The following is an 18025-nucleotide window of genomic DNA, read 5'->3' as shown; positions in this document are numbered from 1 at the left end:
CCTACGTTCCGCCCGCATATATGATGCCGCGTCTGCGGCTGAGTCCGAGCCCCGCCGGGGTTGTCCGGCGGGGCTCCTTCTATCAATTTGGCGGCTCTGCGCCTATATATATGAGGAGTATCCATTATGTTCAATGCTATCGCGCATGCTTTACTTGCCCTCGCGCCCGAGTTCGATGCTGCAAGGGTCGAGGACGTCCCTATGAGCCTGAAGGCCTGGATCGATGGTTCGCAGGGCAACATCCGGAGGGAGACGTTGGGCGCCAAGTGCATGGCGCGTCACTTCTTTGCAAATTAGCTACATGGCTCCGCACACGGTGGGGAATGTGTAAAACTAGCGGTTGAAAAATCGCTTTAGCGATATGGCGCATTGCTTTGGGCGCTTGTTTTGGTATTTGGAGAAAGGGGACGGTTCCATGGTTCTTTGGGGCGGTCGTTTTGAGGCAGGCGTGGCCGAGGTCACGCAGGAGTTTGGCGCGTCGCTGCCGGTCGACAAACATCTCTATAAGCAGGATATCGCCGGCTCTAAGGCGCATGCCAAAATGCTGGCGGCCCAGGGCATCATCAGTGCCGAGGACGAGCAGGCGATTGCCAAGGGCCTGACCGGAATCGAACAGGATATCGATGCCGGCAACTTCACCTTCGACATCAACGACGAAGACATTCATATGTCCATCGAGAGCGAGCTGACGCGTCGCATCGGCGAGGCCGGTAAGCGCTTGCATACCGGACGTTCGCGCAACGACCAGGTGGCGACCGACACGCGCCTGGGCGTCAAGGCGCTGGCCAAGGAGCTCATGGAGGCCAATCTTGAGCTGCGCCATGTGCTGGTGGATGCGGCTAAGAAGTACGACAAGGTAATTCTGCCGGGCTACACGCACATGCAGCACGCTCAGCCCGTGCTGCTGTCGCATCATCTGCTGGCGTATTCCTGGATGTTCGCGCGCGACTTTACGCGCCTGAAGGCAGCCTTTGATGCCGCCGACAACTGCCCGCTGGGTGCTGCCGCACTTGCCGGCACGAGCTATCCGCTCGATCGTCAGATGACGGCTGCCGAACTTGGCTTTGCGGGTGTGATTCCCAACTCGCTCGATGCGGTTTCCGACCGCGATTTCCTGCTCGATCTGCATTACGCCGGCTCAGTCATGGCCATGCATCTGTCGCGCCTTTCCGAGGAGATCGTGCTGTGGTCGAGCTCCGAATTTGGCTTTATTACGCTTTCCGACTCGTACTCCACCGGCTCGTCCATCATGCCGCAGAAGAAGAATCCCGACTTTGCCGAGCTTATCCGCGGCAAGAGCGGCCGTGTGTATGGCAACCTGGTGCAGCTGCTCGTGACCATGAAGGGCTTGCCGCTCGCTTATAACAAGGACTTGCAGGAGGACAAGGAGGGCGCGCTCGATACCGCCCATACGCTCATGCAGTGCCTGTCGGTTATGGCCGGTATGATTTCGACTTGGACCGTCAACGAGGACGCCATGGCGCGCGAGTGCGGCGTGGGACACCTTGCCGCCACCGATGTTGCCGATTACCTGGCTAAGCGTGGTCTGCCGTTCCGCGAGGCACATGCCGTGGTGGGCCATCTGGTCCTGATGTGTGAGAAGCGCGGCTGCAATCTTGAGGACCTGCCGTTTGAGGTGTTCCAGGAGGCAAGCTCGCTCTTTGAGCACGACATTACCGAGGCGCTCGACATCCCGTCGATTGTCGCTGCACGCACGACCGAGGGCGGTACCGCCCCTGCCGCCGTTGCCGTGCAGCTGCAGCGTGCCGAGGCACAGCTCGTGGCCGACGAGGGCGTGTTTGGATCGCTGACCAAGGTCGTCGAGATGGGCCACGGGATAAAGTAAGGGTTTGGCCGAAGCTGTTTTTGCCATTTATTGAGGAATCATTTTTTGCTTTACGGACGTCTGCTGATGTGAGCGTCCGTATTTTGTTGCTATGGGGGAGGGGCTTGTCGAGAAGTTCTGTAGGACCTTTGGGCAGGTTGTGAAGGGGGTACGTTCGCGGGCGGCAACCGACCGTCTGCTCTGCTCGATGCGGTTGATGGGCAGTCGGATGGTACTCTAATCGAGCTTCGAAACAGAAGTGACACATATGGAACGCTTTAATAAATTGCAACGTTTCAATAAACAGCTTTTTGTTTAACTGCAGCTAAAACTCTGTTACGATGCAGTCCAGGCGGGTGCCGGAATGGGACTTGGGCACGCGCGAACCTACTTGAAAGGCTACCTTATGGCTATCGAGAAGACCTTCATCATGATTAAGCCCGACGCCGTGCGCGACCGCAAGATCGGCGAGATTGTTGCTCGCATCGAGCGCAGCGGCCTTGTCATCGAGCGCATGGAGATGACCACGCTCGAGCGCTCTACCGTCGAGGAGCACTACGCCCATCTGGCCGACAAGCCCTTCTTTGGCGGTCTCTGCGACTTTATGACGAGCGGTCCGGTTGTCAAGATGGTTGTTTCCGGTCTCTCCGCTGTTGCTAAGATGCGCACCCTCATGGGCGCTACTAATCCGCTTGACGCTGCTCCTGGTACCATCCGCGGCGACTTTGCCGTCGATGTCAACGCCAACGTGATCCACGGCTCCGACTGCCTGGAGAACGCCGAGATTGAGATCAAGCGCTTCTTTGGCTAAACCAGCTTTGACTCCTTAAAGCTGTTAGCGTGTGGCTTGGGCGCCGCGGAACTCCATCCGCGGCGCCCTTTTATTCCAAAATCTATGAAGGGGCCCGTTCGGTCATGAGTTCCGAGCGGGCCCCTGCTGTTAGCTTGTGGCACTGAGATGTTTAGGCCTCGTCGACGACCTTGAGGCCGCGCGTGTGGTCGATCTCGTTGAGGAGGTTAACGCGACGCTCGTGACGACCGCCCTCAAACTCGGCGTCGAGCCACTCGTCGACAATCATCTTGGCGAGCTCGGAGCCCACGACGCGGGCGCCAAAGGCGAGCACGTTGGTATTGTTGTGCATGCGGGAGAGCTTGGCGCTGAAGGGCTCGGAGCACACGACGGCGCGTACGCCCTCGACCTTGTTGGCAGCCAAGCTAATCCCGACACCGGTGCCACAGATGAGGATGCCCAGGTCGACGTCGCCGTTGGCAACGGCCTTACCCACCTTGTAGCCGGCGATGGGGTAGTCAAAGCTCTCGGAGGTGTCGGTGCCAAAGTTCACGACCTCGCAGCCGCGCTCCTTCAGGTGCTCGGAAATGATGTTCTTGAGCTCGACGGCGGCGTGGTCGTTACCGATACCGATCTTCATGGATGGTTCCTCTCTGGTCTGTGCGGCGCAAATGCTAAAGGTGTTTACCGCGTTCGACTGCATGATAGCGCGACTTTTGCGTAAACGCTCGGGCGTTTTTTGGTCAAACGCTTTAGCATGCAACAAGACCGGCTTCTCATGAATGAATGCTGTCAGTTTGTGCTTGAGCGCCGTCCGCCGGAACCATGGTTGCGGTTTTTGATGCATTGTTATCAAATAAAGGAACTAACCATTCTTGAGAGCCCAGCCCGTTATGCAAGCAGGAGATACCTATGCCTACCGATTCCATCCGTGATGCCGCGTTTTGCGATGTTTTGAACCGCGAGCTTGTCTGCGCACTCGGCTGTACCGAGCCCATTGCCGTTGCCTATGCAGCAGCGCTGGCGAGCCAGACGCTCGGTTGCGAACCCGATCATATGGATGTCGCCTGCTCGGGCAACATCATCAAGAACGTCAAGAGCGTGACCGTGCCCAACTCGGGCGGTATGCACGGTATTGAAGCCGCGGCCGTGCTGGGTGCCGTGGGCGGCGACGCTAAGAGTGCTCTCGAGGTGCTCGAGAGCGTTGACGATGAAGACCGTGCTCGCGTGACCGAGCTCCTCGCCGACGCCGGCTACTGCGATGTGTCGCTTGTCGAGGGTGTGCCCAACCTCTACATCAAGGTGACTGCGACGGCCGGGGGCCATACCGCGGTCGTCGAGATTACCGACCACCACACCAATGTCACGTGCCATACCCTCGACGGTATTCCGGTGTGCGGCAAGTCGGCGGGGGAGTGTGCCGCCTGCGCCGAGCGCGTCGTGGCCGAGCGGGCGGCAGATAACGCCGATACGCCCATGTCGATTGAGACCATCATCGACTTTATCGAGGACGGTGACATTGAGGACGCCTGCGCTGCCGTTGAGCGTCAGATTGAGCTGAACGGTGCGATCAGTGCCGAGGGCCTGGCGCACGCTTGGGGCGCCGAGGTTGGCCGTACGCTGTTGGGCGCTCGTGCCGATGACGTCGCCTGCCGTGCCCGTGCCCGTGCAGCCGCCGGGTCCGACGCCCGCATGAACGGCTGCGCGCTGCCGGTCGCCATCGTGTGCGGCTCGGGCAATCAGGGCATTACCTGCGCGCTGCCTGTTATGGAGTATGCCGAGTATTTGCGCTGCGACCATGATCGCCTGGTTCGCGCCGTGATGCTGTCCGATCTGATCGCCGTGCATATCAAGAGCTATATTGGTGCGCTCTCGGCGTTTTGCGGTGCTATTTGCGCCGCATGCGGTGCCGGTGCCGCGATTACCTGGCTGTGCGGTGGCACGCGTGAGCAGATTGGCGCGACGGTCTCGAACACGCTCGGCAACGTGGGCGGCATCGTGTGCGATGGCGCCAAGGCGAGTTGCGCGGCTAAGATTTCGGCAGCCGTGGACGCTGCGATTCTGGGCCACGATATGGCTATGCAGGGCCGTGGCTTCCGTGCCGGCGAGGGCCTGATCCAGGATACCGTCGAGCAGACGATCGCCAGCATGGGCTACGTGGGCCGTGTGGGTATGAAGGATACCGACGTCGAGATCCTCAACATCATGATCGGCAAAACCCAGGTCTGTTAAGACAGTTCGTCGGCTACTTGGTGTTCGTAGAAGGCTTCTACTACGGCGTTAAAGTCGCGGGCGAAGTCTTCCATGGTTCCGCGCCAGGTGGCTCGGCTGGGCTTGCCTTGGCCCACAAAGGCGGTTTGGATGCCGCAATCGGGGGACGGGAAGTCGCGCTTGGGATCGTTGCCCACCATAAGGACCTCGTGCGGCTCGAGCCCCATCACCTGAAGCTGCTCTAGATAGTAGGTGGCATCGGGCTTGCAGCGGGTGGTGTTTCCCATGTGCGTGACGAGCTCAAAGGGAACATCGGCCAGGTCGCCCCAGCCCATGCGGCACTCGATGGCCCCCTGGGGAAAGCTGGGGTTGGTAAAGAGCGCGCAACGCAGTCCAGCGTCCTGTACGGCCTGGAGCGCGGCGTGCGCGCCCGGCATGGCGTGGGCGTTAATGACATCGTCGTTCTTGTACGGAAGAACTTCGCGATCATAGTAGGTAAACGCCTCGTAGATGAGGGGATCGGAGAGGCAGATGCCGCATCGGCGCTCGACCTCGGTGCGGTAAAACTCAAGATTGGTGCGGTTGTCCGTGCCGCTTCGGCGGTTGGCGTTGAGGTCGACCAGGATGGTGCCGAGGCGTGCCATCGTGCCACCACGGCTGCGGCGGCCGATATCCGCGAGCATCGAAGAGACATCCTTAAAATAGCGAAGGATGAACGCGTTGAGGTTGATGCTGAGAAGCGTCTCGTCCATATCGAAAACGACTGCTTTGAGCACGCGGGCACCTTTCTCGAAAAATCGATCTAGAGTTGTTGGCTCCGGATACTTTACCCCAAAGCCGAATGCCTGGCTGGTTATCGTCAAGTTGCGGAGACGTGTGTTCATAAGATTACGAAAAAGTCTCCACACGAGTAAAAAATCGCAGTTCACGCTTGAAATCGAAATGATTTCCCCGTAACCTATACGAACGTGATTGCATAAGCGTCACATTAGTATCTGTCGGCTCCCGAGTGTTCCTAAACGTTGTGTGCTTGTCGCACCCTTCTGTAGGTCCTAGCAATCGGGGCCCCGTAGTTCGAAAGGGGTCCACCTTTGAGTGAGATTCAGAACTCGTCCATTTTCTCTCTTGACGATGTCAACGAGGAGGAGATGAACAACCTCATCGACGGTACGATTACCGACTTTGATGAGGGCGATCTCGTTAACGGCACTGTCGTTAAGATCGAGCATGACGAGGTGCTCGTTGACATCGGATTCAAGTCCGAGGGCGTTATCCCGGTCCGCGAGCTGTCCATCCGCAAGGACGCTAACCCTGCAGACATCGTTGCACTCGGTGATCCCATCGAGGCTCTGGTTCTCCAGAAGGAGGACAAGGACGGCCGTCTGGTCCTGTCCAAGAAGCGTGCCGAGTACGAGCGTGCTTGGAACCGCATCGAGGAGAAGTTCAACTCCGGCGAGAACGTCGAGGGCGAGGTTATCGAGGTTGTCAAGGGCGGCCTGATCCTCGACATCGGCCTGCGTGGCTTCCTGCCCGCTTCCCTCGTCGACCTCCGTCGTGTCAAGGACCTCACCTCCTACATGGGCACCCGCATCGAGGCCCGCGTCATCGAGATGGACCGCAACCGCAACAACGTCGTCCTCTCCCGTCGCGTCGTGCTCGAGGAGTCCCGTAAGGCCGAGCGCTCCGAGATCCTGTCCAAGCTCAAGTCTGGCATGCGTCTCCAGGGCACCGTTTCCTCCATCGTCGACTTCGGCGCCTTCGTCGACCTCGGCGGTATCGACGGCCTCATCCACATCTCCGAGCTCTCCTGGAACCACGTCAACCATCCTTCCGAGGTTGTCAAGGTCGGCCAGGAGGTCGAGGTCGAGGTTCTCGACGTCGATCTCAACCGCGAGCGCATCTCCCTGGGTCTCAAGCAGACCACCGAGGATCCGTGGCGTGCACTGGTCAAGAAGTACCCCGTCGGCGCTATCGTCGAGGGCACTGTGACCAAGCTTGTCCCGTTCGGCGCTTTCGTCGACCTGGGCGAGGGCATCGAGGGCCTGGTGCACATCTCCGAGATGGCCAACAAGCACGTCGATCAGCCTTCTCAGGTCACCCATGTGGGCGACAAGGTTCAGGTCAAGGTCATGGAGATCGACCTCGACCGTCGTCGTATCTCCCTGTCCATGAAGTCTGCTGCTGAGACTCTGGGCGTCGAGATCGAGGTTACCCCGCTGCCTTCCGAGAAGAAGGACGAGGAGACCGACGCCGAGTAAATCGGTTTGACGATCACTTGTTTTAAGATCACTTGTTTTAAGGGATCCGTCCGCAATGGACGGGTCCCTTTTTGCATTTGTTGCTGAGGTACGCGATGCTGCCCGTGCGCGATGCTGCCCTGGCTGTTCGCAGACTATTGGGTTGTCGGTGCATGAAAAATGCCGACATCCCGCCTCGGGGAGGAGGCGGGAACGCACCGAGTAGACGGAGGGGTGCGGAGCGCGGTCGCGTCTCGACTGACGACGTTGCCCATCAACAACCCTATTGTACTGCATAGCGCGGTTCTTGGTTTATCGTGTCGAACGCTTGTGTTGTGCCATTGCCTGCGGCAACGGTGTGCTACACTCTTGCACTGCTGAGTGGGCCAGACGGTCGCGCGATGTGCTGCTTGCAGCACGCGTGAGGAAAGTCCGGGCTCCAGAGGGCGGGATGCCGGCTAACGGCCGGGCGGAGTGATCCGACGGAAAGCGCCGCAGAAAAGAAGACTCCCACCTGCGCCGCAAGGCGTAAAGGGAAAAGCTGAAACGGTGGTGTAAGAGACCACCAGCGTCGTGGCAACACGGCGGCTTGGCAAGCCCCATCCGGAGCAAGCGCGAATAGGAACGCTATGGGCCGGCCCGGTCCGCGTTCGGGTAGCGTGCGTGGAGCTGCATGGTAACGTGCAGACAAGATAAATGACCGTTCACGACAGAACCCGGCTTATCGGCCCACTCGGCACTTTGTTGACGCTGCGAACCCGTCAGCGCGGCAATCTGCCTTTCAAGCCTTCGGGCATGACCATAAGGTCAATGCCCTCGGCTTTCAAGGCACCTTGCTCGCGCTGACGGGTTCTCGCTTTCGTTGACGGAATCATCGGCGTTGTCATTCTTTTTACTAGGGTTATCGTATTATTGAGGCTGTTTGTTGCTGCGCTTTATTTTGTTGAGGGGCTTTGTTGGACAGCTATTTTACTTTGCAATCGAATATTGAGGCTACGGGCGAGTTCGTTGACCGCAAGAGCCGGTTTATTGCCCAGCTGGTCCATATTGAGTCCGAGGATGAGGCGAATGCCTTTATCGAGATGGTTCGCAAGCGTCATTATGACGCTCGGCATAATGTTCCCGCGTGGATTTTGGTCGATGGACGCGAGCGCCAGAGCGATGATGGTGAGCCGAGCCGCACGAGCGGTATGCCGACGCTCGAGGTGCTGCGTGGCGCGGGGCTCAAAAATGTTTGCTGCGTAGTGACGCGCTATTTTGGTGGCACGCTGTTGGGGCCTGGTGGCTTGGTGCGCGCCTATACCGCGGCGACGCAGACGGCGGTGGCCGCGGCTCAGGAGGCCGGGCAGATCGTCGAGATGACAAGCGTCGTGCCGGTTGACGTGTATGTGGCCTATCCACAGTATGAGCAGGTGCTTCGCTTGGCCCAGGATTCGGGTGCCAAGGTTTCGGATACCGATTACGCGGATACCGTTACACTTCACTTGGTGTTTAAGGCGGGGGAGCAGGAGCCATTTTGCGCCAAGATGCGCGAGCTTATGGCGGGACGCGAGGAGATCGAGGTCGGCGCTCCCGAATTTGCCGAGTTCTGACGGCGACGGCCGGCGTGCTTTTGGATGGATCCCAAGCGCGCCGGCCGTCGTTTTATGTTGATGCCGTCTACTCGGCGAGCTGCTTTAGCACATCGCAGGCGATCTCGATGGCATCGTCGATGCAACCGGGGCAGCTGCGGAGCGGACCCTTATCCGATCCGATGCCCTTGAGCGTGCCGCAGACGGTCGTCGTGTTCTTCTCGCCAAAACGCTTGGCGATTTCGCGCGACAGCTTGTAGGTCTGGCCCTTGGTCTTGGGGTTTTCCATGCCGTCGCTCATCACGAAGCCCATGATGGCCACGGCGCCCGAGATGGCGCCGCAGGTTTCGGTCATGCCGCCCATGCCGGCGCCAAAGCCCTCGGTGAGGGTAAAGGCGATCTGAGGGTCGAGTCCGACGGCAGGTGCGAGCGCGCAGGCGACGGCCTGCGCGCAGTTAAAGCCACGGGCGTGGTATTCGGCAGCTTGAGCCTGACAGGCGGTGATGTCGAGCTGGGCCGTATCGATTTGCTTCATCGTTGTCTCCTTGGTCACGGTGTACCCGCTTATGGTACCCGTGACGGTGCGTGTAATCATCGAGAGCTTCATGGATGCCTCATTTTTATCTATCGAGCAAATGTCCAAGGCTTGAGATAAATGCCCCGGATCAATTTGTCCCATAACCTACCTTGTGGATGGGTTGAGAGGGGTGCGGGGTAGCGGTATCGTGAACCGAATAAAACGTAACCCAGGCAAGGGAGCAAGATATGAGCGAGCAGACCATCGGTACCACATGTGTTCAGGGCGGCTATCACCCGGGAGATGCGGAGCCGCGCCAGGTGCCCATCTACCAGTCCACCACGTGGAAGTACGACACGTCGGAGCACATGGGCAAGCTGTTTGACCTAGAGGAGTCGGGCTATTTCTACAGCCGTCTGCAGAACCCTACGTGCGATTTGGTTGCCGCCAAGATCTGCGAGATGGAGGGCGGCACTGCCGCGATGCTCACGAGCTCGGGCATGGCGGCGAATTTCCTCGCGATCTTTAACGTAGCCGGTGCCGGCGATCACGTGGTCGCGAGCTCTGCCATCTACGGCGGTACCTACAACCTGCTCGCCCATACTATGGAGCGCATGGGTCTGACCTGCACGTTTGTTGCTCCCGACTGCACCGACGAGGAGCTCGAGGCAGCCTTTGAACCCAATACTAAGCTCGTCTTTGGCGAGACGATCGCCAACCCCGCCCTTGCCGTGCTCGATATTGAGCGCTTTGCCAAGGCCGCGCACGACCACGGCGTACCGCTGATGGTCGACAACACCTTCCCGACGCCCGTGATGTGCCGTCCCTTTGAGTGGGGCGCCGACATCGTCACGCACTCCACTACTAAGTACATGGATGGCCATGCGGCCTACCTGGGTGGCGTGATCGTCGATCATGGCCAGTTTGACTGGATGGCCCATGCGGACAAGTTCCCGGGTCTTACCACGCCCGATGAGAGCTACCACGGCGTGACCTATGCCGAGAAGTTCGGTCGCGAGGGTGCCTTCATTACCAAGGCAACCGCTCAGCTTATGCGCGATCTTGGTCCCATGCAGAACCCGCATGCGGCGTTTTTCTTGAACAGCTCGCTCGAGAGCCTGCATGTGCGCATGCCGCGTCATTGTGAGAACGGCCTGGCCGTTGCCAAGTTCCTGCAGAGTCATCCCAAGGTACGCTTCGTGAGCTATCCGGGCCTGGAGGGCGACAAGTACTATGATCTCGCTCAGAAGTACATGCCCAACGGTACCTGCGGCGTTGTGAGCTTTGGCTTTAACGGTGGCCGTGCGGCGGCCGAGACCTTTATGAAGAGCCTCAAGCTCGCCCAGATCGCCACGCACGTGGCCGACGCCCGCACTTGCTGCCTGCATCCCGCTAATGCCACGCATCGCCAGATGAACGATGAGGAACTCATTGCCTGTGGCATTTCCGCCGACATGGTGCGCTTGTCGTGCGGCCTCGAGGACACGGCCGATCTGATTGCCGACCTTGAGCAGGCACTCGAGCAGTGCTAGGCTAGCGTGCGTGCGAGGCGTGGGATGGCTTTTCGGCTGACGACGTCCTCATAGTTCCGATTCCGTAGGCGGGACCCCGATCGTGTCCGTTTGTAGGCGATTGGGGTCCCGTTTTTGCGTTGCACGATAGAAAGGATATACATGGAGAAAACTGCCGAGCAGCTGCGCCGCGAACACATTGCCCTAGAGGGCGACACCCACGGTAAGAATAAATGGGCGATTCTGTTCACCGTGCTCGTCATGACCTTTATGGCGTGTCTGGATGCGAGCATCGTGACGGTGGCGCTCCCAGTGATGCAAAAGGAGCTGGGGGTGGGTCTCGACCGCATTCAGCTCGTGAGCTCGGTGTATCTGCTCGCGACGTGCGTCGCCATGCTGCCGTTTGGCCGCTTGGGTGATGTGCGCGGCAAGGTGAATGTGTTCCAGCTTGGTGTAATCGTCTTTACGGGTGGCTCGTTGCTTTGCGGGCTTTCGGCTTCGCTCGAGGTGCTTATCTTGGCGCGTTTCGTGCAGGGCATTGGCTGTGCCGCCGCGATGGCCAACAATATGGGCATCATCACCGAGTCGTTTCCGGCGCGTGAGCGCGGCCGTGCCATGGGCATTCTGGCGACCTTTGTGGCTCTTGGCATGATGTGCGGCCCCGTGCTCGGCGGCGTGCTGGTGGCGAGCTTTCCCTGGGAGAGCATCTTCCTTATCAATCTGCCCATTGGCGTAATCTCGTTTATCGTGGGACTCTATACGCTGCCGCATGTGAAGCCGGAGGCTGGCGAACGCCCTATGCCGTTGACAGAGGCGGCGCGTCGCTGCTTTGCGAGCTCGGCTTTCACGATTAACCTGGCTTGCATGCTTATCGTGTTCGTGGGTATCGGTGCCTCCGAGTTTGTGCTGCCGTTCTACTTTCAGGATGCCCACGGCTTTAGCTCCGATATCTCCGGCCTGTTGTTTTTGGCGATGCCGGTCGTGAATGCCTTTGTGGGCCCGCTTTCGGGCTCGGTGTCCGACAGTGTTGGTTGTGAAGCGCCCACGGCCGTTGGCCTGGGCGTGTACGTGTGCGGTCTCTTTGCGGTGAGCACGCTTGACGAGCACTCTTCCGTCTTGATGATTGTGTGCTGCGTCGCGTTTATGTCGTGCGGCACGTCGATCTTCCAGAGTCCCAATAATTCGCTGTATATGGGTTCGGCTCCGCGTGAGGCGCTTGGCTTTGCGGGCAGCTTGAGCAGCTTGGCGCGCTATGCGGGCATAGCGCTGGGTATTACGGCGGCGTCGCGCATCCTGTATGGACAGACGAGCGCGGCGATGGGCAAGACGGTCACGAGCTATGTGGCGGGTCGTCCGGACGTGTTCCTCTTTGGCTTCCGTTTGGTATTCTACGTGCTGATGGCCGTTGCTACCGTGGGCTTTGCGCTCACATTGGTACGTTTGGTGAGGATGCGCGCCCGTCATTAGCGTGTAGTGGCAGGCTTGCCACGAATCGGACCTATCTACTGGTCTTGCAGCTTTATGGTGCGATGTGGCTTGTGGGGCGGGCGGGGGTCGGTCCGTGGTAGACTATCGAACAACGTTTATTAATCGCGCGGTATCGTTGCCGCGAGAAGGGGTTGCGCCATGCAGGAGCTTGAGGATCGTATTCGCCATGACGGCATCGTAAAGGCCGGTAATGTCCTTAAGGTTGATGCCTTCCTCAACCACCAGTGCGACGTTGAGCTGTTCGACCACATGGGTGCCGAGTGGGCCCGTCTGTTCGAGGGTGTCGAGATCAACAAGATCCTGACGATCGAGGCTTCGGGCATTGGCATGGCTTGCATCGCAGCTCAGCATTTTGGCGGCGTGCCGGTGGTCTTTGCCAAGAAGGCACAGTCCATCAACCTCGACGGCGAGCAGTATGCCACGACCATCTACTCCTTTACCAAGCAGAAGGAGTACCCGGTTATCGTGGGCAAGCGCTTCTTGTCCGAGGGCGACAAGGTCCTGATTATCGACGACTTTTTGGCCAACGGCTGCGCGCTTGAGGGTCTCATCAAGATCTGTGAGGCTGCGGGCGCCGAGGTTGCCGGCATAGGCATTGCCGTGGAGAAGGGCTTCCAGGGCGGTGGCGATAAGCTCCGCGAGCGCGGCTTCCGCGTTGAGAGCCTGGCCCGTATCGCCGAAATGGACTGCGAGAACGGCGAGATCACGTTCGCCTAGGCGCGCAGCACAAGCGATTGGTATGCGATGTGACAAAGGGACTGTCCCTTTGTCACATTTTTTGTATGAGGGGAGGTTTTGATATGGATGAGAACAAGATGGGATGGCGCGAGTATGCGCGCTATGCCGAGATGTCGGTCGAGGAGTTGGCACGCGATTGCGCGGTACAGGTGTTTCGCGCGACGGGTCCGGGCGGACAGGGCGTGAACACGACGGACTCGGCGGTACGCATGAAGCATGGGCCCACGGGGATTGTCGTGACGGCGCGTGAGAGCCGCAGTCAGTTTCAGAATCGCAGCTGCTGTCTGCGTAAGCTGAGGGCAGAGCTTGAGCGTCGCGGGCGTCCACCGCGCCGACGCGTCAAGACCAAGGTGCCTCAGCGATCGCGCCAGCGCAGGCTTAACGACAAGCACTTCAACGCGATTAAAAAGGCCAACCGTCGCAAGCCGGGCGGGGAGGAATGATCCCCTCAATACGTTGCGGTGAAATAGGGACTGTTTTGGGGGTGCGGCTGCATAAACAGTCCCTATTTCACCGCAACTTAGGGATGGCTAGTGGGTGGGGCGCCAGACGTGGAGGGCTCCGCCGAGGACGTCGACCTCGATGCGCGAGGCGACGATGGGCTCGCCGTCGGCCTGAATGGGGTAGTCGGGCTCCTCAAAGGTGAGCGCGGCGTGACGGCAACGACGCATGCGAACCGGCGGCAACTTGGTATGGTGGCCGTCCTTGGCCGAAAGGAACATAGGCAGGGCTACCGCGCGAGGGACGGGGCCGCAGGCGTAGCAGACGTCGAGCATGCCGTCGCAGGGGTCGGCGTCGGGACAGATGCGATAGCCCGAACCATAGGTGGGTCCCAGCTGGATGGCCATGATAATCGCGCGCACGCGCTCGGCGGGCGCGCCATCAAAGCTGATGGTCATGGGGTAGTTGCGGTAGCGCAGACCAAACTGCTCAAGTCCCGAGAGGGTGTAGAGCGGAGCGCCCGTCAAGCCGGTCTTTTTGCGCAGCTCGGTGGTGCCCAGGCCAATGGCGGCATCGATGCCGACCGAAAGCGTCTGATCGTAGTACTCAACGGCAGCCTCGCCGCTGCCGCTCGCAGGGCTCCACGAGCGAATGCGCCCGATGTCCTGACGCTGCAGCTCGCAGGTGAGCAGCGCGCCAAAATCTTTGCCGGAGAAATCGTCGATGCCGAGCGTCTGGGCAAAATCGTTGCCGGAGCCCACGGGCAGGACGGCAAGAGCGGGGCGTGCGTCCTCCTTTTGCGTCATAAGCCCGTTGACGACCTCGTGGATTACGCCGTCACCGCCAAGCGCGATAACGGTGCGATAGCCCTGAGCCTGGGCGGCCAGCTCCTTGGCGTGTCCCATGCGCTCGGTCAGCACCAGGTCAAACTGGGATGCGCGTGCAGTCATGTCCAAAAAGCGCTGCAGGCGCTCAGCGACTTCGCGCGCCGCACCCGACTGGGCGGTGGGGTTGGCGATGATGAGCGTGCGACCAAAATCAGTTGCGTGCATGGGGCGACTCCTGGCGTATGACGTGACGGTGCGGTCGCGCTCAGGTCGAATTGCCCCCGATTGTGGCTGCACGGCGAATACTAACGTCTACTCTATCAGGTCGTTGTGGCGCTCGATAGCATCCGCTACCGTACCGCCCTCATCCACAATAAGCGAACGGCGCTTGGGTGAGATGATGCGCTGGGCGGGGTACACGCCGCGGTGTCCGCCGGTTAGGTAGCTGATAAAGGCCACGATGACAAAGAACCCGGCGGCTGTGCCGTGGAACAGGTCGATGGCCATCATGCAGGTGGTGATGGGCACGTTGAGGCCGGCGCAGAACACGCCGAGCATGCCGAGAGCCGCCAGAAAACTGGGGTCGAGCCCAGTAAGGCAACCGATCCAGCCACCGAGTGCCGCACCGATGCCAAACAGGGGCGTGACCTCGCCGCCTTGGAAGCCCGCGCCCAGGGTAAGCGCTGTGACGACCAACTTGATGACTGCGTCCGCCAGGGTGGTGTTGCCTGCAAATCCGGCGCCGGAAAGCCACGTGGAAAGGCCGGCGTAGTCCCAGGCGTCGAGGAGGGCATAGGCGGCCAAAACCACGAGTGCGCCTATAAGTGCGCGAATGAGGTAATTGGTGATAAAGCGACCGTACAGGTTCTTGACTGTTCGAACCGACCAGGCAAAGAGGCGTGCCGTCAGGCCGAAGATAATTGCGCTGATAACAACGATAACGACCGTTTTGGGCGTCATGTTGGGAACGTTGGCAATGACATTCGCTTCGTACTCGGTACCCAGGGCGAGTGATGTAAAGTAGCCGGTAAACGAGGCGACCAGGCAGTAGATGCCCGCGGTGTAGTCGATCTTGCCGATAAAGCACATCTCCATGCCAAAGAAAGCTCCGGCAAGGGGCGAACCGAATACGGCGCCAAAGGCCGACGAGATGCCGGCGAGCATGAGGTCGTGGTGGTCATGCTTTTTGAGGTGGGCGAGGTTCGAGATGTTGCTGGCGATGGTGCCGCCAATCTGCACCGCGGCTCCCTCGCGACCGGCCGATCCGCCCGTTAGGTGCGTGAGCGTGGAACAGACGAAGGTGAGGACGGCCATGCGCATATGGATGAGGCGTGTGCCCAGAGCGGAGTCGATGACCAGGTTGTTGCCACGCTTGGCGGCGAGGCCGTGGTTTTTGTACACCCATGCGGTGGCAACGCCCACAACGGGGAGCAGCGCGTAAATCCACTCATGGTGCTCGCGATAGTCGGTCGCGATATTCAGCGAGGCCAAAAACGCCCAAGCGGCAACGCCCATGGCGAGCGAGACGATAACTACGAGCACGAGCAGCTTGGCGCTCGCGAGTAGGTTGCGGGCGTTGCGGCGCGTGTCGGCAGCCAAGAGATGCTCGGAGCGGGTGAGCTGTTGCCTGCCTGCCATGATGACGTCGTTAAGGGAGAAAAGGCCGCCGTCGTCGAGCGGCTGGGAATGATCCTGCGCCTCGTTTGCGCTTTCGGGTTTGTCGGTAAAAGTCATACGTTCCTCTTTTGGGTTGCAACACGAGCATTATAAAACGCGGTAAACGCGACGAGCCGGTGGGTTGGTTTTGGTTTTGTTTCGCGGCTTGCGGCCGACAGATGTATTTGCGGGTACAGGCCAAGTCGCGGTCGCGCGTCGAGGGATTATACTGAGAGAAACATAAAGAATCGGCGCTTTTGTTGCGCGCCGCAGCATGCTAGAGGTGTATATGGTTGAGAAACTCATTCCGTTGGAGGACGCGCAGGCGATCGTCTTGTCGCACGTGAATCGCACCGAAGTTGTCGAGATTCCCGTGTGGCAGGCCGCCGGTCTTCCCTTGGCAGAGGACGCGGTGGCCGATATCGACATTTCGCCGTTTGCCAACAGCGCTATGGACGGATATGCCGTGCGCTCGGCGGACTTGGCGCAGGCATCTGGCGAGGCGCCGGTGACGCTCGACGTTGTCGGACACGAGGCCGCGGGCCATGTCTTTGAGGGCGTGGTCGGCGTGGGCGAGACGGTCCGCATCATGACGGGCGCGCCGGTACCCGAAGGTGCCGATGCCGTGGTGAAATACGAGATCGTCGAGGTGCTTGACGGCGACGGCAACGAGGGCTCGCACGTGAGCTTCTCGGCGCCTGCCAAGGTAGGGGAGAACGTTCGCTCTGCCGCCGAGGAGGCCCATGTCGGCGATGTTGTGATGCACGCCGGCGAGGTTGTGGCCCCGGCCGGCGCTGGCCTGCTGGCGAGCGCCGGGTATGCGAGCGTGAAGGTGCATGCCGCGCCGCGTGTGGGCATTATCTCGCTGGGCACGGAGCTGGTCGCGCCGGGTGAGCTGCCGGCGCGCGGGCAGATTCGCGACTCCAACTCGTCGGCGTTGATGGCCGAGGCACTCGATGCCGGCGCCGAGCCGGTGTTCTTTGGCATCGCTCCCGATGATGAGCAGGCAATCGCCGAGCTCGTGCATCGCGCCGTGCAGGAGTGCGATTTTGTCATTACGAGCGGCGGTGCCTCGGCGGGCGATTACGACTATGTGACGGCGCTCGTCCGGCGCGAGGGCGAGGTGCTCTTCGACCGCATCTCGATGCGTCCCGGCAAAGCCATCACGTTTGGCCTGCTTGGGGGCAAGCCGTATTTGGGGCTTTCGGGCAATCCCGCGGCGGCGTATGTGGGCTTTGAGATGCTCGCCCGCCCCGCGATCCGCAAGATGCGCGGCTTTGCCGAGGGTACGCGTCCCGTGCAGCAGGCGACGCTCACGCACGGCGTGAAAAAGCGACAGCATCGCCGCTTCTTCGATCGCGCCACGGTTTTGCGCGACCCCGAGACCGGTGAGCTGTTGGTGACCGAGGCCAAGACGCAGAATTCGGCGCTGCTCGGCACGATGCAGCGGGCTAACTGCCTGTTGCGTGTTGACGAAGGACCGTGCGACCTCAAGGTGGGCGATGTCGTGGACATTGTTCGCGTCGACCTGCCTGAGGGCGCCGTGTTGTAGGAGGAATACTATGGAGCTGAAGATATCGATCGTGACGTGTTCGGACACGCGCGATCTTGCCCAGGATGAGGCCGGAGCCGCACTCGAGGAACTTATCGAGGCGCAGGGCTGGACGGTCGCCTCACATGTGGTTGTGCGCGACGACGTCAGCGAGATCGGTGATGCCATTGTGGAAGCCGCCGATGAGTGCCACGCCAATGTCGTGCTCACCTGCGGCGGCACGGGGCTTTCGATGCGCGATGTGACGCCCGAGGCGACGCGTGCCGTTTGCGAGCGCGATGTGCCGGGTATTGCAGAGGCGATCCGTGCCTACTCCATGACCAAGACGCACCGCGCTATGCTCTCGCGCGCTATTTGCATGCAACGAGGTCATACACTTGTCGTAAACTTTCCCGGTTCTACGAAGGCCGCTCGCGAAAGCTGGGAGGCCATAGCGGACCAGCTGGAGCATGCGGCTCAGATGACAGCGGGCGGCGGACATACCAACTAAGCGGTTTACCTGCGGCGGAGCGACCTGAACGGCTGCTCCGCCTTTTATTTGCGCCCAAGGGGACGGCATTCTGTAGGCATGCTTGAAACTATATTCTCAGACGAGAATAATTTCTCATAATCATTATTCGCACCGAGGTTGATTTCCGATCTCAGCCGAACACATTGAGCA

At 60.0% G+C, this 18025-nt stretch carries 16 protein-coding genes, 1 other RNA gene and 1 pseudogene; 13 read left to right on the top strand and 5 right to left on the bottom strand.

Annotated features, from left to right (window positions below; all coding sequences use genetic code 11):
• The first annotated feature begins 126 nt into the window (after positions 1-126).
• The 3 genes from DWX39_RS10980 (at position 127) to ndk (ending at position 2636) form a co-directional block, all read left to right on the top strand.
• The gene (locus tag DWX39_RS10980) at positions 127-297 is read left to right on the top strand and encodes a hypothetical protein (RefSeq protein WP_158550218.1); all 171 of its coding nucleotides are present in this window, start codon (positions 127-129) and stop codon (positions 295-297) included.
• A gap of 118 nt (positions 298-415) precedes the next feature.
• Entirely contained in the window at positions 416-1846 is a 1431-nt protein-coding gene (gene argH / locus DWX39_RS05085; protein WP_117758712.1) for an argininosuccinate lyase, read from the top strand.
• Between the two features lie 385 nt (positions 1847-2231).
• Positions 2232-2636, top strand: a complete 405-nt coding sequence (gene ndk, locus DWX39_RS05080; protein WP_117758711.1) for a nucleoside-diphosphate kinase — start codon at positions 2232-2234, stop codon at positions 2634-2636.
• Between the two features lie 151 nt (positions 2637-2787).
• Here the strand turns inward: ndk and rpiB are convergent, their stop codons facing one another.
• Positions 2788-3255 carry a ribose 5-phosphate isomerase B gene (rpiB, locus tag DWX39_RS05075; RefSeq protein ID WP_006234151.1) on the bottom strand — a complete coding sequence of 156 codons (468 nt, stop codon included), beginning with the start codon at positions 3253-3255 and terminating at the stop codon, positions 2788-2790.
• Positions 3256-3527: 272 nt separating this feature from the next.
• Here rpiB and DWX39_RS05070 point away from each other — a divergent pair, with 272 nt between their 5' ends.
• Complete coding sequence (locus tag DWX39_RS05070; RefSeq protein ID WP_117758710.1) at positions 3528-4847, top strand: serine dehydratase subunit alpha family protein; 1320 nt, start codon at positions 3528-3530, stop codon at positions 4845-4847.
• Here the strand turns inward: DWX39_RS05070 and DWX39_RS05065 are convergent.
• Positions 4844-5602: an HAD family hydrolase gene (locus DWX39_RS05065; protein ID WP_117758709.1), complete on the bottom strand. Its 759-nt coding sequence runs from the start codon at positions 5600-5602 to the stop codon at positions 4844-4846. The genes DWX39_RS05070 and DWX39_RS05065 overlap by 4 nt on opposite strands.
• A gap of 315 nt (positions 5603-5917) precedes the next feature.
• On the opposite strand from DWX39_RS05065, the gene rpsA reads away from it, so the two are divergent.
• From rpsA to DWX39_RS05050, 3 genes are all read left to right on the top strand, one after another.
• Positions 5918-7084 (top strand): 30S ribosomal protein S1, encoded by a 1167-nt coding sequence (gene rpsA, locus DWX39_RS05060; RefSeq protein WP_022095232.1) that lies wholly within the window; start codon positions 5918-5920, stop codon positions 7082-7084.
• Positions 7085-7441: 357 nt separating this feature from the next.
• Positions 7442-7803, top strand: an RNA gene (rnpB, locus tag DWX39_RS05055) — RNase P RNA component class A.
• Between the two features lie 213 nt (positions 7804-8016).
• Positions 8017-8655: a YigZ family protein gene (locus DWX39_RS05050; protein WP_199411449.1), complete on the top strand. Its 639-nt coding sequence runs from the start codon at positions 8017-8019 to the stop codon at positions 8653-8655.
• A gap of 67 nt (positions 8656-8722) precedes the next feature.
• Here DWX39_RS05050 and DWX39_RS05045 read toward each other — a convergent pair whose 3' ends face one another.
• On the bottom strand, positions 8723-9169 hold the full coding sequence (locus DWX39_RS05045; RefSeq protein WP_117758742.1) for a C-GCAxxG-C-C family protein: 447 nt from the start codon (positions 9167-9169) through the stop codon (positions 8723-8725).
• A 230-nt stretch (positions 9170-9399) separates the two neighbouring features.
• On the opposite strand from DWX39_RS05045, the gene DWX39_RS05040 reads away from it, so the two are divergent.
• The 4 genes and pseudogenes from DWX39_RS05040 to DWX39_RS05025 all read left to right on the top strand — a co-directional run.
• Positions 9400-10683, top strand: a complete 1284-nt coding sequence (locus DWX39_RS05040; RefSeq protein ID WP_117758707.1) for an O-acetylhomoserine aminocarboxypropyltransferase/cysteine synthase family protein — start codon at positions 9400-9402, stop codon at positions 10681-10683.
• A 141-nt stretch (positions 10684-10824) separates the two neighbouring features.
• Positions 10825-12129 carry an MFS transporter gene (locus DWX39_RS05035; RefSeq protein WP_117758706.1) on the top strand — a complete coding sequence of 435 codons (1305 nt, stop codon included), beginning with the start codon at positions 10825-10827 and terminating at the stop codon, positions 12127-12129.
• Between the two features lie 159 nt (positions 12130-12288).
• The gene (locus tag DWX39_RS05030) at positions 12289-12867 is read left to right on the top strand and encodes a xanthine phosphoribosyltransferase (protein ID WP_117758705.1); all 579 of its coding nucleotides are present in this window, start codon (positions 12289-12291) and stop codon (positions 12865-12867) included.
• Positions 12868-13019: 152 nt separating this feature from the next.
• Positions 13020-13331 (top strand): annotated as a pseudogene (locus DWX39_RS05025) (peptide chain release factor-like protein); the annotation flags it as partial.
• Between the two features lie 87 nt (positions 13332-13418).
• Here the strand turns inward: DWX39_RS05025 and DWX39_RS05020 are convergent.
• Both DWX39_RS05020 and DWX39_RS05015 read right to left on the bottom strand, forming a co-directional pair.
• Positions 13419-14381, bottom strand: coding sequence for a diacylglycerol kinase family protein (locus tag DWX39_RS05020; RefSeq protein WP_117758704.1), 963 nt, complete (start codon positions 14379-14381; stop codon positions 13419-13421).
• A gap of 87 nt (positions 14382-14468) precedes the next feature.
• Positions 14469-15890: a chloride channel protein gene (locus DWX39_RS05015; RefSeq protein ID WP_199411446.1), complete on the bottom strand. Its 1422-nt coding sequence runs from the start codon at positions 15888-15890 to the stop codon at positions 14469-14471.
• A 211-nt stretch (positions 15891-16101) separates the two neighbouring features.
• Between DWX39_RS05015 and glp the strand changes: the two genes are divergently transcribed.
• Entirely contained in the window at positions 16102-17364 is a 1263-nt protein-coding gene (glp, locus tag DWX39_RS05010) for a gephyrin-like molybdotransferase Glp (protein WP_117758739.1), read from the top strand.
• Positions 17365-17374: 10 nt separating this feature from the next.
• Entirely contained in the window at positions 17375-17854 is a 480-nt protein-coding gene (locus DWX39_RS05005) for a molybdenum cofactor biosynthesis protein B (RefSeq protein WP_117758703.1), read from the top strand.
• Positions 17855-18025: the final 171 nt, after the last annotated feature.

Origin of the sequence: Collinsella sp. AF19-1LB, assembly GCF_003459655.1 — a bacterium.
GTDB lineage: Bacteria > Actinomycetota > Coriobacteriia > Coriobacteriales > Coriobacteriaceae > Collinsella.
Note: the sequence above shows the minus strand (reverse complement) of the source record. Positions and strands in the feature narration are given on the sequence as shown.

Coding starts and splice junctions, on each gene's coding strand:
- DWX39_RS10980 (WP_158550218.1), top strand. CDS start 127: ATGTTCAATGCTATCGCGCATGCTTTACTTGCCCTCGCGCCCGAGTTC.
- argH (WP_117758712.1), top strand. CDS start 416: ATGGTTCTTTGGGGCGGTCGTTTTGAGGCAGGCGTGGCCGAGGTCACG.
- ndk (WP_117758711.1), top strand. CDS start 2,232: ATGGCTATCGAGAAGACCTTCATCATGATTAAGCCCGACGCCGTGCGC.
- rpiB (WP_006234151.1), bottom strand. CDS start 3,255: ATGAAGATCGGTATCGGTAACGACCACGCCGCCGTCGAGCTCAAGAAC.
- DWX39_RS05070 (WP_117758710.1), top strand. CDS start 3,528: ATGCCTACCGATTCCATCCGTGATGCCGCGTTTTGCGATGTTTTGAAC.
- DWX39_RS05045 (WP_117758742.1), bottom strand. CDS start 9,169: ATGAAGCAAATCGATACGGCCCAGCTCGACATCACCGCCTGTCAGGCT.
- DWX39_RS05040 (WP_117758707.1), top strand. CDS start 9,400: ATGAGCGAGCAGACCATCGGTACCACATGTGTTCAGGGCGGCTATCAC.
- DWX39_RS05035 (WP_117758706.1), top strand. CDS start 10,825: ATGGAGAAAACTGCCGAGCAGCTGCGCCGCGAACACATTGCCCTAGAG.
- DWX39_RS05030 (WP_117758705.1), top strand. CDS start 12,289: ATGCAGGAGCTTGAGGATCGTATTCGCCATGACGGCATCGTAAAGGCC.
- DWX39_RS05020 (WP_117758704.1), bottom strand. CDS start 14,381: ATGCACGCAACTGATTTTGGTCGCACGCTCATCATCGCCAACCCCACC.
- DWX39_RS05015 (WP_199411446.1), bottom strand. CDS start 15,890: ATGACTTTTACCGACAAACCCGAAAGCGCAAACGAGGCGCAGGATCAT.
- glp (WP_117758739.1), top strand. CDS start 16,102: ATGGTTGAGAAACTCATTCCGTTGGAGGACGCGCAGGCGATCGTCTTG.
- DWX39_RS05005 (WP_117758703.1), top strand. CDS start 17,375: ATGGAGCTGAAGATATCGATCGTGACGTGTTCGGACACGCGCGATCTT.